The sequence below is a fragment of the Gracilibacillus ureilyticus genome (genome assembly GCF_900111195.1).
Taxonomy (GTDB): domain Bacteria; phylum Bacillota; class Bacilli; order Bacillales; family Amphibacillaceae; genus Gracilibacillus; species Gracilibacillus ureilyticus.
Window position 1 is genome coordinate 160,035 of sequence record NZ_FOGL01000002.1, and the last position, 19,202, is coordinate 179,236.

Consider the following 19,202-nt stretch of genomic DNA (forward strand, 5'->3'; position numbering starts at 1 on the left):
ACCCTATAGTGGAGGTAATTAAATGTAACTTTGCTAGACCCCTTTTTTTCTTTCCGTTTACTGTTATACTGTAGTAGTGGCTAAGAATTATGGGTGTTAGAACACCCTTAACGAATTAGCATCACATAGATTTAGAACTTATTTTCTATTTTTCTTATACGTACATAAAATTAGATTGCTAGTTACTAATTAGTTGTACAAAAATAAAAAAACATCAGGGGGTACCTTAGTTATGGGTCGAACATCAAAGAAAAGTAAAAAAATATTTGCATCAACAATGACTGCAGCAGTAGTTGCATCTGTTGTTGCACCAACTACAGGATTTGCAGCATCTAATTTTACAGATGTACAAGCAGATAATTTCTATTATGATTATGTTACTGCATTGTCAGAAGCTGGAATTATCCATGGTAAGCCAGACGGATCATTTGATTTATATGGTGCTGTAAAACGTTCAGAAGCAGCAAAAATGATCGCTGGAATTATTGGACTGGATACAGAAAGTGCACCATCAGCTGATTTTACTGATGTGAAAGAAGATTTCTGGTATACAGATTCTATCAACGCTCTTTATGCAGCAGAACTTATCCATGGGGTAAGCGAAACTGAATTTGCTCCGGATGCTTCATTAACTCGTGCGCAATTTGCTAAACTTGTAGTAGATGCATACGAATTAGAAATAGATGAAAATGCTGAAGTACCATTTACTGACCTTGAAGAAGGTGCTTGGTATGAGAAATATGTTAAAACACTTTATGCTAACGAATTAATCGCTGGTACAACACTTACAACATTCTCACCAGACAAACCAGTAAAACGCGCAGACTTTGCAAAACTTCTAACAGACACAGACTGGAAACTAGGTACTACTTTAGAAAAGCCAAACGCTGAAGAGACAGTAGCAGTGGAAAGTGTCGTTGCAATCGATGATATGACTATCGAAGTAACATTTGTTAATGGTGAAGTTGTTGAAGTTACTCTTGAAGAGGCATTAGTTGATGGTGAAAATGAAGTTACTTTCACTGTTGAAGGCGTAGAATATACTGAAACAGTAAATTATGAAGTACCTGCACTGGAAATTACTTCTGTTAGTGCAATTGATGACATGACAATCGAAGTAATATTCGATAATGGTGAAGTTGTTGAAGTCACTCTTGAAGAAGCACTAGTTGATGGAAAAAATGAAGTTACTTTCACTGTTGATGGTGTAGAATATACTGAAACAGTAAATTATGTAAATTCTGAAGTACCTGCACCGGAAGTTGCTTCTGTTAGTGCAATTAATGCTAATGAAGTAAAAGTAGAGTTTAATACAGAAGTGCTTGAATCTTTAACTGAAACAATAAGTAACTACACGTTTGAGACTGAGGCACCAGCCGTAGCAAGTACTATTACACCAACTGATATTCAATTACAGGAAGATGGCAAAACTGCAATTGTTCGCTTTGCTGATGGTGATTTAGTTAATTCTACAACATACAAAGTAACTGTGGAAAACGTGTTAACAACTGACCATGAAGAAGTTTCAAAATTCGAAGACACATTCTTGTTCAGTGGTGACAACAAAGCTGCTTCATTAAAAACTGCTAAAGTAGAAGGTTCAGATCTTCTTTTAACTTTTGACGAAGAAGTTGACGTCACAAATGCGGTTTTAAAAGTTGATGGAGTGACTGTATCAGTAGCAGCTGCAACAGAACCAACAAATGCTGGTGAGTATGCTTATAAAGTAGATGTGACTGGCTTAGCAGCTTTAGAAAAAGGTACACACAACCTTACTCTTGTTGGTGTTGTAGATTTTGCCGGTAACGAATCTAACACATTGACAACTTCATATACAGTAAATGAGGATACAACTGCACCAACTATTGATAAAATTGAGGCAGTTGACAATGATACTTTCAAAGTTACTTTCTCTGAATCAGTTACTCAACCAAGTGTAAAAGTACTTAAGGGTACTACAGAATTTGCAGCTACACCGGTGGAAGCTGGCCCTGCAAAAGAATACACATTTGATGTGGCTGCAACAGCTGGTGATAATGATCTTTATGCTGAAGATGAAGAAACTGTTAATCTTTCAGTAGAAATTTCTAATTACAAAGATGGCGTTAACTTATACGGAGACACTGTTGAACAATCTGTTACGTTATCTCAAGACACAGATGGACCTGTATTATTAAACAGCTCATTAAATACAGTGGAAGAAAGTACGGGTAATACTGTAGTAACTGTACCTTTTAAAGGTGATGATGTTACTGTTGCTGATACTACTAAGGTTAAAGTAATTGATCCAGATGGAATTGAGCTTACTCCAGCCACAGTGCATGAGACTAATGCTGTACCTACAGATGATAGTTCAGAAGTTGCTGTTACTGTTACTGGAACACCAAAAGAAGGTACCTACACTGTAGTGTTTGAAGCTGGCGCAATTATAGATGGTAATTCTAATGATAATGATAAAATCACTACAACTGCTGACTTTAGTGCTGAAGAGTCTTATTTAACATTTGGTGGTACTATAACTCCAGGTACAAACAATGCTATTGAAGTAGATTTTGGTGTTGAAGTATCATCAACTGCTTTAAACGTAGACAACTATAAGTTAGATAATGCTGCACTTCCAGAAGGTTCAACAGTTGTTTATACGGATGCTTCAAAAGAGATCGTTGAAGTACGTCTTCCTGAATCTTTTGTAGTTGTTTCTGATGCAGATTATAAGTTTGAAATTACTCAAGATGTTAAAACTGCTGCTGGCGACATCATTGTAGCAGATCAGACTGCTGATACAAAAACAAATCATGCAGAAAACATTACGCTTACTGATAATGTATCACCTGAATTAGTTTCTGCACAATTTGCAGTTGACTCTACAGATGACTCAACTTCTGATAGTATTGTATTAACATTTAGTGAAGAAATTTCTTTAAATGGCGGAAATGACTTATCAGATGACCTTGTATTAAAAGTTGGTTCGAATGAGGTAGATCTATCTGCGGTAGCTGGTACTGTTGCAGGTAATGAATTAACTATTACTATTCCAGAAATGAATATTAGCCAAACTACTACTATTACAATTGTATCTGAAGGATCTGAGAACGAAGCAGTTGAGATTACTGATGCATCAGCTGGTTCTAATGCCGTAATACCTACTACTATAAATGTTAATGGCGTTGTAGTTGTAGTTACTCCTTAATCAACAAACGAAACGTTACTTTATAAGTTCATACTCTAGAATATGAATGAAAGAAGTATAGTTCAAGAACTAAAGTGAAGAAATTCGTCAACATATGAATATCTCATAAAAAAAGGCTGTGCTTAGAAGGATAATACCTTCTTGCCAGCCTTTTTTAATAGTTCTGTATAAAATGGATCTTCACCGATGGTAATGACCCGGTCACATAATTCTTTAATTTCATCCATATCATGGGAGGTATAGATAATAATTTTACCATTTTCTGTGGCTTGTTTTCTCAAATAAGACCCAATTTCCTTACGGGATTTAAGGTCAATCCCGACAGTCGGCTCATCGAGTAACAGTACAGTAGGGTCATGAATCAGACTTATTGCAAGATTGAGTTTCCGCTTCATCCCGCCTGATAAATTTTTGACAGGATCATGCCACCGGTCTAAACTCATATCCATACATATTTCCTGGAGTTGTTGCTTCGACCTGTTCTTCCATGATAGTTTTTCGAAAAAGACCATATTCTCCTGAACGGTAAGCTGGTCCCAAATGGCTATATCCTGTGGAACGAAACCAATATGCTTACGGATTGTTTTGATGTCTTTGCGATAATTCGATTCATTGAGATAGATATCCCCAGCTGTTGGCTTCATTGTTGTTGCCAGTATATTTAACAAAGTGGATTTACCTGCACCGTTTTCTCCAACCAAACCGACAATCTCTCCAGCTTCTGCCGTAAAAGACAAATCGTTAATTATTTTTTTCCTTTTAAAACTCTTACTGATAGATTCGATACTAAGCATACTTTTTCTCCTCCCAAACATACCATATCAGTACACCTGTCAGGCATAAACCGAGCCACTCCATTGTCCATTCTCCTGATAAAAAACGGGACAAAGGATTCAGCAGATTCAGCCACTCTTTGGTAACACCAATTCCCCCAAAGGGTAACAACGCTCCGCTCAACACCACCAATGTTAGAGTCAAAGCAATTGCGAGAACATAACTGACATATGTCTTTCTTATCAGACAGACAAGCAAGAAGGAAAATAAACAAATGGTGATACGGTAGGAAAGCAATGTTATCAGATTAATAGAATTCTGATATAGCAAGTAAAAGGCAGCAGCTGTAAGCAAATCAATGATGAAAAGCAGAAGGATATAAAAACTTAAGCTGTACAGCATATAGTTAGAAAATTTTATTTTAGCAAAATAGAATCTGATACCAACAATGGCATTTCGCTCTTTTATTACCCAGTCAAATAAGAAAAGGGTAAACAGCATTGCGGCAAAGGCCCAGATCATCCACGGGTTCCACTCTATGCCGGAATTGCTACTTGAAAACTTATCTCCCAAATAACGAAATTCATTATTTAACAGGTCTTCTTCAGCCTGAATTTGATTGGACTTTGTAATTATCTCCGTTTTACTCCATTTTTGTGACCCGCTTAATTCTTTTTCAAGTGCCATCACCGTATTTGCTGCTTTTACTCTGCCTGTTTCTTGCTGGATAATCGATACAATCATCTCTTTTACTGAATTATAAGCAAACGATCTGTCAGAATAATAGCTTTCTAGTATATTTCTTCTGTCTCCGGACTCAATGGCTTGTTCGTACCCCTGTTTCACAATAAACACACTGTCAAGCTCGTGCTGTTCAACTTGTCTAATTGCATCATGTTCTGATAAGAGGGATACAGTCACCAATGGAGATTCCTTCATCTCTTCATATAGTTCAAGAGCAGAGTTTGTTTCTTCTTCCAATACAAGTCCTACCGGTACGGTAAAGTCATCTTCCACTGTATTTGCTGTAGCAAGAAAGGCGATAGTAACAGCAATTGGAGCAAGCAGCCAAATAATCAAACTGATTTTATTCTTCTTAAGTAACATAAAGCGTGTAATAAAAACATCTTTCATCAATGCACACGCTCCTTCCAGAATGAAACGCCGGCCAATAGAATAAGTCCAATGATCAGTGTAATAGTTAGTGGTTGATACTCTGCGTAAAAGCGCCCATTTAACGCAACCTGTTCGATCCAGTAGAAAGCCTGATGGGAGAAAATACTATTAGAAAAATTTTCAGCATATACAGGGAAGTATATCCTCGGAATAATCGCTCCACTAAGAAGAATAATTGTTCCAGTAAAAGCTGTTTGTATTAACAGTGTTAACTTTTGGGAACGAATCAACCAGTTGAGTAAAATTAAACAGATGATAAAAATTATACTATGTAATATCATTAGTAACCCAATGCGTAGGTAATTCTCTTCAGCGATTTCAAAACCTGGAATGAAGGATTGAATTCCGAGGAAAGATATTATAGCAAACACTGCTGTGAGAATAAGGGTTACTAAACCAACAGAAATAGCTTGCTGAAGATCTGTGACACCATATAACTGCATTCTCTGTTTTAGATTCTCACTACTGTCGCGGTATAAAATGATGTAAAAGATATACAGCCAGATTGTAACAATCGCAAACCAGCCTGCCAAGCTGAAATAAACGACAGGGGAGGCAGTAGCATTGTTAATTAGTTTATCCTCCTCAAGGACTTTGTCACTACCCAGTACATAGAAGAAATAGTCCGTGAATTGCTTAAATAGAAAATCATTTCTCTCTGCATTATCCATATCTAATTGTTTGGCATAATAGTTAATTGTCAAAATATTCGCCTGGGATCCGCGAATATGTCTTGTAATTGTTTCTACTAACTCATTAACTAACTGGCTCTCGAGCGGCCGCTTCGGATTACCGATAATTGATAGTTGGGAGCTATCACCATCCATTAACTTTTGAATGAAATGTGCGGGGAAAGTGATGTATGCACTTAACTGGTTTTCTTCAATCCCTGAAACAGCTTCATCTTCCGTCATTCTGCTCATAGCAATGACATCGCCAAGCTGAGAGGACTCTTCCAGTAATTCTACAATAATTTCTGTCTCTTCTGATTGATCGAAGTCAACTAAGCCAACTTTAATGGTTTCCGTTTCGCTTATATCCATTATTGATATGAACATAATTGTAATGATACCTATTAAAATAATCGGAAACAGCAAAAGAAGAGGAAGTGTAAACCACTTCCTCCCAAGCTGAATAAAATTATTTTTTGTAAACAAGGCGATATGTTTTATCGACTGCATGTATAGCACCAACTTTATTTACAAAATTTATTTAGAATCCAGTGCCCATCATATTCATCATCCAACCTTCAAATTGACTCATAACATCTGTTTCGAAGTATTCGATAATTTCTTCACCGCTCATATCACTTAAGTTTTTCACTTGATCCGGGTCAGGAATCTCTACTTGATCAATTGTTGAACCGGTTTCTTTCACAAAAATGGATAGAGTATCCTGGTTAATTGTTGCGCCATCCTCAACAAAGAAGGTGTGATCAGCTGTCATCTGATCTTCTTCATATTTCGCTTCTCCTAACCAGTGCAGAGACAAGTTGGATACACCATCTTCTTCAAATGAGAAAATGTGTTCAAAGCTTTTGCCGCCATCTTCTAGTTTACTTTGATTTGCTTCAATTGTAATGACAATACCGCCAGCAGAAAATGTGACTATATCTTTTGACTCTCCATCTTTATGAGAAAGATCTGCAGAGAGATTAACTGTTTCTTCCGAAGTCTCATCAGCAAATGTAATGACATAATCTATTTTTTGATCAGTATCTGATACAGCATTCGTACCTTCGACTTTAATAGTTGCTGTTGAGTCATTCTCAGTGCTCTCAATTGACAGAGTTAAGTCTCTTTTCACAATAATATCATCTTTCACCCAAATGATTGATGTAAAGCCGTCTGGAATTTTTAATTTCTCAATTTCATCCGCTGCTTCTTTTAAACCAGAAACAAAGTCTTCTTCAAATGTTGCTAATTCTTCTTCAGGCAGCTCTACACTAGCGAAATTCATGTATGTCGCCTGGTCGATAATGATTTCTCTTAATCTTTCATCGTCTGCCATCTTGTTAAATAGATCTTTAAGAATTGCTCTAACTTCTTCCTCAGATAAATGGAAGGTTATTTTTTCTGCATTTACTTCATTACCGTCAACTGATACTTTTTCACTTGCAGATTCAAAAGCTTCTTCCGGAATTTCATTATATAAATATTTTACATATTCCTCTTCAAGATACTCTATATCTTCTGTTACGAGTGAACTGTCACTAAAGAAATCAGTGAAGTCAATATTTTCTTCTCCCGTGAAAGTCATTGGATCAATTTCGTGAAGAATTCTTCCTAAGTCATCTCCATTTAATTGAATAATATCATTTATGAATGGTAAACTGAAAGATAACTCATTCCCATTTATATATCCTTCAATCCCGTTTAATTCAATACCACTGAAGCCTGCTGATATGTTTGCTGAAGCTACTTCTTCTTTCATATCCATTGCAGATTCGATAGTTATGTTTGCATTGTTTATAATCTGATCATAACCCATAGCGGCGAAATCAGGATTGTTCGTTTCACCGGTAATTTCCAACACTGATTCCACGGCATTTTCTTTACTGTGCTCTACCCATGCTAACTCACCTTCATATCTTTCCTCTAAGGCTTCCTCTAATTGTTCAAATGTCTTCTTTTCAGCTAAGAAATACTCTTCTTTGCCGGAAGTTTTAAGTAAAGCTTGTGTTGTAATAATTCCCGCTATCAAAATAACTGCGACAGCAACGATTATGGGAATTATTTTATTTGTCTTTTTTTTGTTTTCTGTACCTTCCATCATTGTCCCTCCTTGAGTTAATGAAAAACTCACCCTATAATATATTAACATATATTTATATCCGCAAATTGCCTAAAATGTTATGCTGTTTATATAGATTCATAGTTTTGCAAATAACAATATGCAGAAATCAATACAACTAATAAAATACCATGATGGAAGAGTTTAATCCATACCTTCGACATTAATAGACACAAAATGGTAGGAAAGCGCTAAGCAGTGATATACTCTTATTTTACTTGGAAGTATAATTGAATAAAAAGACCTATGCTAATTATGAAAGGAGGTTGTACAGCTTGGTAACTGCAAAGAACTATAAGTATGGTTATAGGAAGTATTTATCCAGAGCTAAAGAATATATAGCTGATAAAAAGAAATCTGGCACTTTGTTGAAGGAAGCGGCAGAAAAGGCAGAATCGAAACAAGGTATGCTGGGAGAGGTATGGGAAAAACTGCAGTTATTGTTTGAAGTTTTTCGTGCATGGATAAAAGGTGAGTATAAAGAAATACCTAAAGCATCAATCATTATGATTGTTGCAACGATCATTTATTTTGTAACACCAATCGATTTAGTGCCGGATTTTATCGCAGGTTTAGGTTTTTTTGATGATGCTGCAGTAATTGGTTTTGTCATTAAGCAGATTTCAAAGGATTTAGATACATTCAAAGATTGGAAAGAAAGTGGGCCAAATGAACTTGAATAAGTTGCGTTAAAAGTCCTAATTCGAGAACAGACAAGTCCATAATATACCTAAACTTACATAAAAAAAGTCTATGATTATACCCCGGTTAAACAGGGAAGATGGTGGGGGAGCAAAAATACACAGTGTAAGGTTACATTTATCAAAAAATAAAAATGATTTAGACACAGTAGTGCCTAAATCATTTCGTGAGTTTTCTTTATCACAGGCTGCCTAGCATCCTGATGAAGTTCACTTTATATAGTTTCTGGTTTTTAAATACTGAATAATATTTGCCACAGATTGCTCTACCGTATTTTCTTCTGTATCTACCGTTAACTCAGGATTAACCGGTTGTTCATATGGTGCATCAATTCCGGTAAATCCTTTGATTTCGCCTGCGCGTGCCTTTTGATAAAGTCCCTTTGGATCACGCTGCTCGCAGCCTTCTAAACTGCATTTTACATAAATCTCAATAAAATCACCATCTGCTAATAACTGACGAACATTGTCACGATCCTCCTGATATGGAGAAATAAAAGCAGTCAATGTAATTAATCCGGCATCACTCATTAATTTGGCTACTTCACCAATTCGGCGAATATTCTCTTTTCTGTCTTCCGGACTGAAGCCTAAATTATTATTTAAGCCATGTCTGATATTATCACCATCTAAACGGTAGGTTCGAATACCTTGGTCATACAGTGCTTTCTCTAAAGCTACTGTTAAAGTTGATTTTCCTGAACCTGACAGCCCTGTAAACCATAAAACAGGGCTCTGATGTCCATTTAATTGCAGTCTGTCTTGTTTTGACACAACAGAATCATGCCAAACGATATTGGTTGCTTTCGTCATGTCTCTTATCCTCTCTGTAATCCTTTGATTAAAATTTCCGCTACCTCCGGACGGGAGAACTGTCGTGGAAGTGGTTCTCCGTTACGGAGTTTCTCGCGCACTTTCGTTCCACTAAGGTGAACGTGATCTGATTTGTCGTGTGGACATGTTTTTTGTGTTGCCATGTTTTCACATTTAGAACAGTAAAAAGCATGCTCAAATTTAAATATTTGAATGCCGAGTTCATCTTCGAATTGGGAGATGAATTCCTGTGCTTCGTATGTGCCATAGAAATCGCCAACTCCGGCGTGATCACGACCAACAATGAAGTGGGTACATCCGTAATTTTTACGAACAAGTGCATGTAACACAGCTTCACGTGGACCGGCATAGCGCATTGCAGCTGGATAAATAACCAGTCTTGTGCGGTCTTTTGGATAATAATGCTTTAGAATGGCTTGATAGCTCTCCATGCGGATATCTGCAGGAATATCATCAGATTTTGTTTCCCCAACTAATGGGTTTAATAATAAACCATCAACAGACTCCAGTGCAATTTTTTGAATATATTCATGAGCACGATGGACTGGGTTTCTTGTCTGGAAGCCTACAACTGTTTTCCAACCGAGATCTGCGAATAATTGTCTAGTTTCAATTGGATCTAAATAAAAATCTTCGAATCCTTCATGTTCCGGACGGTTTACCAGCTGAATCGGACCTGCCAGATAAACTTCCCCTTTTTCATAAAGTTTTTTTACACCAGGGTGGCTGTCATCAGTAGTTCCGTAAACTGATTGTGCTTCTTTTTGTTTATCATAGTAAAATTTCTCTTGTAACTCTAAAATTCCGTAAAGTATGCCGTCTTCTCCGTAAAGAGAAACAGAGCTTCCAACCGTTAATTTATCTGCTTCTTGTTCTGTAACAGCTAGTGTGATAGGAATACTCCAGACCGTACCATCTGCCAGGTGAACATTTTCTACAACACTAAGGTAATCTTTTTCCCCTAAGAAGCCTGTTAATGGACTGAACCCGCCGATAGCAATTAATTCTAAATCTGATATTCCCCATTTATTAATTGTCAAAGATGGATAGTTTTTAGCTGCTTCAATTGCTTTGTCACGCTCTGAACCTGTTAATTCTCTGTTAACAAGTGTACCGCCGTGAGCTGTAATTGTTTCACGTTGCTTCTCAATAACTGTTGTCATTATAAAACTCCTTTCGTTTCTCTATGAAAATTCTGGCCGTCGTAAACCGCATCGACATAGCCTTTTCTAACAACAAAATCACCAAAGTATTCATTTTCTTCTCTTTCTGTAGCATATACATGGATAATATCTTTTAATGTTGCCAATATTTCTTCCTCACCGATATTTTCACGGTACAGCTGGTTTAGCCTGTCGCCAATAAAGCTTCCGCCTAAATAAAGGTTATATTTACCTGGTGCCTTTCCAATAAAGGCAATCTCAGCAAGACCAGGACGAGCACATCCGTTTGGACAACCTGTCATACGGATTACAATTTCTTGTTCTTTTAATCCTTCTGCTTCTAAAAGTGCTTCAATCTTATCGATTAATGATGGTAAATAACGTTCTGATTCTGCCATAGCTAGACCACAAGTTGGCAGGGCAACACATGCAATGGAATTCCTTCTTAATCCAGAGTAATGCTTGCCATCTGTCAGTCCATACATATCAATGATTTCCTGGATTTTCTTCTTTTTCTGTGTAGTTACATTTGCGATAACCAGGTTCTGATTTGGCGTAAGACGGAAATCACCTGTATGAATATTGGCAATCTCTCGTAATGCTGTCATTAATTTATAGTCATCTGTGTCCTTTACACGGCCATTTTCAACAAATAGAGTGAAATGCCATCTGTTTTGTCCTTTAATCCATCCGTATCTGTCACCATTATGATCAAAGTGATACGGTTTTGCTTCTTCTAAAGAAAATCCGAGACGGTTAGCTAATTCTTCTTTAAACCACTCTAAGCCGTAACGATCAATGGTGTATTTAAATCTGGCATTCTTTCTGTCAGAACGGTTTCCGTAATCCCTCTGAATAGTTACTACCTTTTCAGCGACATTGATAACATCTTCTTTAGCACAATAACCAGCTAATTTACCTAGCTGTGGATAAGTATTAGTGTTCCCATGTGTTGAACCCATACCGCCTCCGACAACAACATTAAATCCCTTCACTTCGTTATCTTCAATAATTGCAATGAAACCTAAATCCTGAGAAAAGACATCGATATCGTTAGAAGGTGGGGCAGCAATACCAATTTTGAACTTTCTCGGTAAGTATGTCTTACCGTAAATTGGTTCTTCCTCTTCTTTCGAATCAATTATTTTTTCTCTGTCTAACCATATTTCATGATAAGCGCCCGTTTTTGGTGACAGATGATCACTAATTTTTTGCGCCCAATCTTGAATTTCCTGATGAACTTCTGATTGATACGGATTTGGGTTACACATTACATTACGATTCACATCACCACATGCAGCTATGGTTGTCATTAATTCATCATTGATTGTTTTGATCGTATCTTTCAGGTTCCATTTCAAAATGCCGTGTAACTGGAACGCTTGCCTTGTTGTAAGCTTGATCGTATTATCACCATATTTTTGTGAAAGATCATCAACTGCCAGCCACTGTTTCGGAGTTGCGACACCGCCGGGAATCGCTACACGAAGCATGAATGAGTACGCTGGTTCTAGTTTCTGTTTTCGACGCTCATCACGAATATCACGGTCATCCTGCTGGTAACTGCCATGGAATTTCAGTAATTTAGTATCATCGTCTGAAATAGATGAAGTTATCGGATCGTTTAATCCATCTACAATCGTTCCTCGTAAAAACCGGCTGTCTTCTTTTAATTTTTCAATTGGATCAAGTTTTTTCTGTTCATTACCTGCCATGGAAATCCCCCTAATCAATATACGTCTCTTTGATAACGTTTTTCTTGTTTTAATTGATTGATATATGATTCTGCTTCTTCTTTGCTAACATTCTTTTGTTCAGAAACAATTTGTATTAATGTCTGGTGGACGTCTTTTGCCATCCTTTTCTCATCACCGCAAACGAAAATATGAGCCCCTTTTTCCAACCAGGCAAATACGTCTTTCGCATTTTCCAGTAAACGGTTTTGAACATAGATCTTTTCTTCAGTGTCTCTGGAGAAGGCCACATCAAGCTTTGATAAATAGCCTTTCTTTAACCAATTTTGCCAGTCAACCTGATAAAGGAAGTCTGAACGGAAATGCTGGTCACCAAAGAATAGCCATGTATCTCCTTTTAAGTCTAATTCTTCACGTTCTTCGATATATCCTCTAAATGGTGCAACACCTGTTCCTGGACCGATCATGATAACAGGAGTTGACTCATCAAATGGAAACTTAAAGTTCGGATTGCGGTGGACATATACATCCAGCACATCTCCTGGTTTTATACGGTCAGCAATTTCCCCGGAGCACACCCCTGTACGGTCTCTGCCACAGCTGTTGTATCGGACTGTTGCAACAGTTAAATGAACCTCATCCGGATTTGCTTTCCAGCTGCTTGAAATAGAATACTGACGTGCAGGTATCTTCCGCAGCCAGTGCATTAATGAGGCTGGATCAAGGTCTGCTGGCGGGTAATCCTTAACTAAATCAAGTAAATCTCTACCATCAATATACTGTTTGATTTGCTCATTATCAGATATTAATTTTAGTAGATCGTCATTTTTAAAGAAGCTTGCTGCTTTATCTAACATGCCTTTTGTTAATCTTGTAATCTCAAAAATAGAGGTTAATGCCTCCTGGATCGAGCGAATTTCTCCTTGTTTATTAATAGGAACAGTCTGCTCAGGATTCCAGCCTAATGTCGAAATTACTTGTTTCACCAATTCCGGGTCATTTTTTGGATAAATAGCAAGGCAGTCCCCTGGTTCATAACTGAAGTTTGATCCATCAAGGGATAATTCAATATGCCTTGTTTCCTTATTGGAACCTCTGCCGCTTAAATTAATATTCTCTAAGACTTCAGCAGAGAAGGGATTGCTTTTTGAGTAAATTGGTTGTTCAGCTGGTGTTGGTTCGGCAATGGCAGCTGTTGACTGGCTGCCTTGTTCTTCTTCAAGTTTTGTCAGCACACCATTAACCCACTCTTCTGCTAACTCCTCGTAATCCACATCACAATCTACTCTAGGGTAGATTCTCGTTGCACCCAGTTCTTCCAGTCGATTGTCGAAATCTTTACCAGTCTGGCAGAAGTGCTCATAAGATTCATCTCCCAATGACAGGACAGAGAAACGAACGTTTTCTAACTTTGGAGCTTTCCGTCCTAATAAAAATTCATGGAACTGAATAGCATTATCAGGTGGGTCTCCTTCTCCGTGAGTAGCTGTAACAATAAATAAGTCTTCCACATCTTTAATTTTTTTCGCTTTAAAGTCATCCATACTTGAAACAGAAACTTTCAAATCTCTTGCTTTTAACTTATCTGACAGACCTTCTGCGATTGTTTGGCTGTTTCCTGTTTCAGATCCGTAAAGAATAGTAATTGTTCTGGCTGGTGCTGCTGCCGGTGCGGATTGTGCCTGCGGCTGGGCAGGACCTGCTCCTGCTGGTGCTTCAACTGTCTGGGAGGCTGCAAGGTAGCCAGCCAGCCAGTTTTTTTGTGAATTGGTTAATGTCGGTAATAGTTGATTTAGAATCTCTGTCTGCTTTTCGTCAAAAGGACTATTGACAACTTGTAACGTCAATAAACTCACCCCTAAAATAGATATTTGGATAAAAAATACATTTACATTATTAAACCGATTGATTTACTTTGATATTGTCATAAAAATAAGCACCATATTTTTACGTGGTGTGTAATCCGCATTCTGTCTTTTTAAAATTAGCCCATCTTCCAGCTCTTTCATCTCCGCCTTGTTCCACCGGATTTGTACATGGAATACAGCCGATACTTGGATAGTTCTGATCGTGTAAAGGGTTATATGGTAGATCGTTAGATTTTATATAATTCCACACATCATCATGAGTCCAGTAGATTAATGGACAAACCTTTACAGACTTAAATCGATTGTCTTTGTTGAAAAATTGTGTATTCGCACGGCTTGGTGATTGCTCTCGTCTTAATCCTGAAATCCATGCAGTTGCTCCATTTAAAACATCTTCTAATGGCTTGATCTTTCTTATATAGCAACACTGGTCCGGGTTTCGTCTCCACAGCGCAGATCCATGCTGTTCTGACTGCTCTTCTAAAGTTAACTCAGGTCGTTTCATTTCAATCTGCAGGCTTGGATATTTTTCTTTTACCCGATCAATCAGATCGTATGTTTCTTGAAAGTGCAGGTCAGTATCCAGGAAAACTAATTTGGCATTTGGCTTTACTTTGGAAATCAGATCAATTAATACCATACTTTCTGCACCAAAGCTGCATGCATATACTAAGGAATCTCCATAAGACTCATAGGCAGTTTGAATGATATCCTGCGCACCTTTTACAGGGTCTGCCTCATCTGGTAAAAACGTATTCCACTCACTCTCCTGATAATGTTCATACGTTATTAATTGCTTAGGCATGTACCAACATCCTCCTTTTGTTGTAATACAACCATATAGTAAAAAAACTTCTCATCAAGGTTTGATAAGAAGTTTGATTGAAATCATTACTTCTTATCTTCCGGGTACTTATATATATGCTGTCCCGCAGGATTTGGCACAGTGTTCTACTTTCGAACCTGTTGCCGAGGATTCACCGGGCCTGCCCCTCCACCTCTCTAGATAAGAATTGCTTTATAAATATTTAATGTAATGGTATAACTATTTTTTGGCAATGTCAATAGAAACTCATAAAAAAATCGTATTTCAGGAAATTTCAACAATACATTACTTGTTTAATATATTTTCAATTTTATCAAGTGTATTTTGTGATAGATTTATTCCGGAAGCTTTAACATTTTCCTCGATTTGCTCGGGTTTACTTGCACCAATTAAGGCACTGGAAACATTTTGCTGACGAAGAATCCATGCAATAGCAAGCTGTGCAATGGATAGATTCTCATCACTGGCAATTTCTTTTAGTGATTCTACTTTTTCGAGATTCGATTCTGTCAGGACTCTGGACAGGTCCATGTTTTCCTGAGCTGCACGGCTGTCTGCAGGAAGTGACTCCCCTATCTTATATTTTCCTGTAAGCACACCTTGGGCAAGAGGGGAGAAGACAACCTGTCCAATACCGTGTTTCTCACTTACTGGAATGATTTCATTTTCAATGTTCCGGTGAAGCATACTATAGTTCGGTTGATTAACGACGATTCGATCAAGCAGTTTTTTGTCTGCAAGATGCACCGCCTCAGTTATCTGTTCAGCAGTCCACTCACTAACACCAATATATAATACCTTTCCTTGTCTGATAAGATCATCTAGTGCACGTAAAGTTTCTTCAAGCGGAGTGTCCTTGTGGTATCTGTGACAGTAGTAAATATCGATATAATCAAGCCCAAGCCTTTGCAAACTTGCATGACACTGCTCGATAATATGTTTTCTTGATAAGCCCTGGTCATTTGGCCCATCTCCCATTTTTCCAAAAACTTTCGTTGCAAGAACATATGAATCTCTTGGATATTTACTTAGTGATTTACCGACAATTTTCTCTGCTTCTCCCCGCATATACACATTTGCTGTGTCGAAGAAGTTGATGCCCAGATCATACGCTTTGTCAATGGCGGCTTCTGCCTTCTGTTCTTCAACATATCCACCATATGTAAGCCAGCTGCCTAAACTGATTTCACTTACCTTTAAGCCAGTATGACCTAATCGTCTGTATTCCATTTAGAGCACCCCTTTTAAATTCCTGTTCATATTGAAACGCTTACATAAAATTATACACAAAATTAGTTCCGGAAGCGAATATATTGACTGGAAAGAAGTCTCACCTTCCTTAAGTTATGATATATTATCATAAGGGGGAGGGGTCGGAGATGCGGGGTATTTTTTGGATTTGGTTATTGTTTTGGTTTCTTGCGTGGATGGGAGGCTTAATTGTCGAGCTTGATGGCAATTCCGCGTATCTTTTTGGAATGACAGCCGTTTATTTCACATTACTTTTCTTTACTTCCATTGTGAAGAAGAGTAATTATATAATTTGGTCAGGTTTAATTATTGTCCTTACGGCAACATTTTTATTTCCTTTTAACGGTATCATAAACCCGTTTGTATGGCTGATGTTAGCTTTTCTCATTGTACATATTGTTTATCATATGAGAGAGAAAACACTCTATAACTTATTAATCTTAATCATTGTTTCTCTATTTTCCTTACATATTGAATTTTTCTCAACGATGAATATTTTCCTGCTTTGTTTGACATCTTTTGCTATCATTCTGTCAGCTATCTATTATCAAAAAAATATTGCAGACATCATAGATTTAGAGGAAAGATATCAGGCTTTATTACATACCTACAGGAAGTTAAAAAGGGATTCTGTCTCCAATGATGCCCATGTCAGACAACAAGAGCGGATATTAATAGGAAGAGAGATTCATGACCGTGTTGGACATACATTAACAAATTTGCTCATGCAAATAGAGATATTAAGATTGCAGGATAACCGTAAAGAGTGGGACCAGTTGAAAAGTTTAGCAAAAGAAAGTCTATCTGAGACGAGAAAAGCAGTGAAAGCATTAAAAGAAGAATCAGTTGCCGGAATTGCTGCCGTTATTCAGTTAATTCGTAAACTGGAAGCAGAGCAGTATATTTCGATAACATTCTCAATGCGTCAAAATGCACTGTCTGTTTCACTAAGACCAGAGCAAGCAAGTGTTGTCTACAGGGCAATCCAGGAATCATTGACAAATGTGATGCGGCACAGTTCAGGAAAAGAAGCAACAATTACCCTGGAAGCGCCAGGTGCTACCCATTTCAGGTTTGAGGTTATTAATCCATTAGACGATGAAATGGTTATAACAGAAGGGTTCGGCTTGAAATCAATGAGAGAACGGCTTAAACAAATTGGCGGAGAATTAGAAGTTCATTCATACAGCAGCCAGTTTGTTGTTCGGGGAATATTTCCGCTAGAGGGGGGATACGGTGATAAAGATCTTATTAGCAGAAGACCAGGCGATCGTAAGACAGGGAATTAAAATGATGCTGGAAACTGATCCGATTTTAAAGGTTACAGGTGAAGCCAAAAATGGAAGGGAAGCTTTGCAGTTACGCGAACAAAATTATTACGATTTAGCTATACTTGATATAAGAATGCCGGAAGTGGATGGCCTGCAGGCGGCTAAAGAGTTACTTAGCCGTTTTCCGGAAATGAAAGTACTCATTTTAACGACATTTAATGATGAAGAGTATGCGATTCAGGCTTTAAAATTAGGTGTGCACGGATATTTGCTGAAAGATGCGGAAGCAAGCCAGCTTATTCATTCTATTAAAGATTGTCTTGCTGGCGGACTGCAGCTGCCAGGAGAAGTTGCGAAGAAAGTCGTTCCGCATTTGCTTGAAAGAAATGAGCCGATGAAAAACCAGCATACAATCTCTTTGACGAAAAGAGAAACAGATATCCTGTGTCTGTTGGGTGAAGGGAAAAGTAATAAGGAAATTGCAGAACTACTGGCATTATCAATTGGAACGGTAAAAAACCATATAAGTCAATTGCTTGATAAACTGCAATTAAGAGACCGAACCCAACTTGCCATCTATGCGATCCGCAATGGATATGTATAAAGAAAAAATAAATGACTAAAGTCATGGTTTTCATTAAAAGTAATGACTGAGGGCAGTGTTCGCACTGTCCCTTTTCGTATAGACTGTGAGTATATGAAAAGGCAAAAGGAAGGTGAGACCAATGTTGGAAACAGAATCATTGCGTAAAGTTTTTAAAAAGCAGGTAGCTGTGGATGATGTGAATTTATATTTAAAACAAGGTGAATCTGTTGGATTGCTTGGACCGAATGGTGCAGGAAAATCAACTTTTATTTCCATGATTGCTACATTAACGAAACCTTCATCAGGTATGGTGACATGGAATGGGCAGGATGTCATTAAAAATCCTAATATTATTCGGCCGACACTCGGGGTGGTGCCGCAGGAGATAGCTTTATATAAAGAATTATCAGCGTATGAAAATGTGAAGTTTTTTGGCAGGATCTACCGTTTAAAAGGAAAGGAACTGGAGAGCAGGGTACAGGAAGTACTGGAACTTGTGGGTCTGAAGGACAGACAGAAAGAACTTGTGAAAAATTACTCAGGCGGGATGCAAAGGAGAATTAATATTGCTGTTGCATTATTGCATGACCCGGAAATCATTATAATGGATGAACCTACTGTTGGAATTGATCCTCAATCGCGTCACTATATATTGGAAATGGTTAAAAGACTAAATGAAGAAAAAGCAATGACTGTTCTTTATACCTCTCATTATATGGAAGAAGTAGAAAGGCTCTGTGACAGAATTTATATCATGGACCACGGCAAAGTTATCGCAACAGGGACGAAAGAAGAGCTGACAAGTATCTTATCAAGCGAAGAAACAATCCAACTTGAATTGGATCAGCCTTCTAAACCTTTTGAAGAAGCGTTAAAAGAGCAGTCTGATGTTCTGAAAGTAACAGAATGGGAAAAAGGAATAAAGTTAATTGTAGCAAAAAACACCCGGAGATTAGCAGGTATTTTTCAACTTGCTGAACATCACCAGGTATCAATAAACAGTGTCGATATTCAAGTTCCTACATTAGAAGATGTTTTCCTGCATTTGACTGGTAGAAGATTGAGAGATTAGGAG

General features: G+C 37.7%; 15 protein-coding genes and 1 riboswitch. Of the genes, 5 read left to right on the top strand and 10 right to left on the bottom strand.

Annotated features, from left to right (window positions below; genetic code table 11):
• Positions 1-232: 232 nt before the first annotated feature.
• A complete protein-coding gene (locus tag BMW36_RS03790; RefSeq protein ID WP_089739209.1) occupies positions 233-3,190 on the top strand; it encodes an S-layer homology domain-containing protein in 2,958 nt (985 codons plus the stop codon).
• Between the two features lie 122 nt (positions 3,191-3,312).
• Here BMW36_RS03790 and BMW36_RS03795 read toward each other — a convergent pair whose 3' ends face one another.
• Genes BMW36_RS03795 through BMW36_RS03810 form a run of 4 tightly spaced genes read right to left on the bottom strand, consistent with a single transcriptional unit; the run spans position 3,313 to position 7,915 of the window.
• Complete coding sequence (locus BMW36_RS03795) at positions 3,313-3,984, bottom strand: ABC transporter ATP-binding protein (RefSeq protein ID WP_089739211.1); 672 nt, start codon at positions 3,982-3,984, stop codon at positions 3,313-3,315.
• A complete protein-coding gene (locus BMW36_RS03800; RefSeq protein WP_089739213.1) occupies positions 3,977-5,098 on the bottom strand; it encodes an ABC transporter permease in 1,122 nt (373 codons plus the stop codon). The genes BMW36_RS03795 and BMW36_RS03800 overlap by 8 nt, the downstream gene beginning before the upstream one ends.
• The gene (locus BMW36_RS03805) at positions 5,098-6,321 is read right to left on the bottom strand and encodes an ABC transporter permease (protein WP_089739215.1); all 1,224 of its coding nucleotides are present in this window, start codon (positions 6,319-6,321) and stop codon (positions 5,098-5,100) included. The genes BMW36_RS03800 and BMW36_RS03805 overlap by 1 nt, the downstream gene beginning before the upstream one ends.
• A gap of 31 nt (positions 6,322-6,352) precedes the next feature.
• Positions 6,353-7,915, bottom strand: a complete 1,563-nt coding sequence (locus BMW36_RS03810; RefSeq protein ID WP_139180289.1) for a DUF6583 family protein — start codon at positions 7,913-7,915, stop codon at positions 6,353-6,355.
• A gap of 293 nt (positions 7,916-8,208) precedes the next feature.
• Between BMW36_RS03810 and BMW36_RS03815 the strand changes: the two genes are divergently transcribed.
• Complete coding sequence (locus tag BMW36_RS03815) at positions 8,209-8,616, top strand: YkvA family protein (protein ID WP_089739219.1); 408 nt, start codon at positions 8,209-8,211, stop codon at positions 8,614-8,616.
• A gap of 228 nt (positions 8,617-8,844) precedes the next feature.
• On the opposite strand, the gene cysC is transcribed toward BMW36_RS03815, so the two are convergent.
• The 6 genes from cysC to BMW36_RS03845 form a co-directional block, all read right to left on the bottom strand.
• Entirely contained in the window at positions 8,845-9,447 is a 603-nt protein-coding gene (gene cysC / locus BMW36_RS03820; protein WP_089739221.1) for an adenylyl-sulfate kinase, read from the bottom strand.
• Positions 9,448-9,452: 5 nt separating this feature from the next.
• A complete protein-coding gene (sat, locus tag BMW36_RS03825) occupies positions 9,453-10,631 on the bottom strand; it encodes a sulfate adenylyltransferase (RefSeq protein WP_089739223.1) in 1,179 nt (392 codons plus the stop codon).
• Positions 10,631-12,346, bottom strand: a complete 1,716-nt coding sequence (gene cysI / locus BMW36_RS03830; protein WP_089739226.1) for an assimilatory sulfite reductase (NADPH) hemoprotein subunit — start codon at positions 12,344-12,346, stop codon at positions 10,631-10,633. The genes sat and cysI overlap by 1 nt, the downstream gene beginning before the upstream one ends.
• A gap of 14 nt (positions 12,347-12,360) precedes the next feature.
• The gene (locus tag BMW36_RS03835) at positions 12,361-14,172 is read right to left on the bottom strand and encodes an assimilatory sulfite reductase (NADPH) flavoprotein subunit (protein WP_089739228.1); all 1,812 of its coding nucleotides are present in this window, start codon (positions 14,170-14,172) and stop codon (positions 12,361-12,363) included.
• A gap of 100 nt (positions 14,173-14,272) precedes the next feature.
• Positions 14,273-14,998, bottom strand: coding sequence for a phosphoadenylyl-sulfate reductase (locus BMW36_RS03840; protein ID WP_089739229.1), 726 nt, complete (start codon positions 14,996-14,998; stop codon positions 14,273-14,275).
• 90 nt (positions 14,999-15,088) lie between these two features.
• Positions 15,089-15,206, bottom strand: a riboswitch (SAM riboswitch).
• A 98-nt stretch (positions 15,207-15,304) separates the two neighbouring features.
• Positions 15,305-16,249: an aldo/keto reductase family protein gene (locus BMW36_RS03845; protein WP_089739230.1), complete on the bottom strand. Its 945-nt coding sequence runs from the start codon at positions 16,247-16,249 to the stop codon at positions 15,305-15,307.
• A gap of 149 nt (positions 16,250-16,398) precedes the next feature.
• Between BMW36_RS03845 and BMW36_RS03850 the strand changes: the two genes are divergently transcribed.
• The 3 genes from BMW36_RS03850 to BMW36_RS03860 all read left to right on the top strand — a co-directional run bounded on the left by BMW36_RS03850 (position 16,399) and on the right by BMW36_RS03860 (position 19,199).
• The gene (locus BMW36_RS03850) at positions 16,399-17,559 is read left to right on the top strand and encodes a sensor histidine kinase (protein ID WP_175480348.1); all 1,161 of its coding nucleotides are present in this window, start codon (positions 16,399-16,401) and stop codon (positions 17,557-17,559) included.
• On the top strand, positions 17,507-18,145 hold the full coding sequence (locus tag BMW36_RS03855) for a response regulator transcription factor (RefSeq protein WP_089739235.1): 639 nt from the start codon (positions 17,507-17,509) through the stop codon (positions 18,143-18,145). The genes BMW36_RS03850 and BMW36_RS03855 overlap by 53 nt, the downstream gene beginning before the upstream one ends.
• A 121-nt stretch (positions 18,146-18,266) precedes the next feature.
• Positions 18,267-19,199, top strand: coding sequence for an ABC transporter ATP-binding protein (locus tag BMW36_RS03860; protein WP_089739238.1), 933 nt, complete (start codon positions 18,267-18,269; stop codon positions 19,197-19,199).
• Positions 19,200-19,202 lie beyond the last annotated feature (3 nt).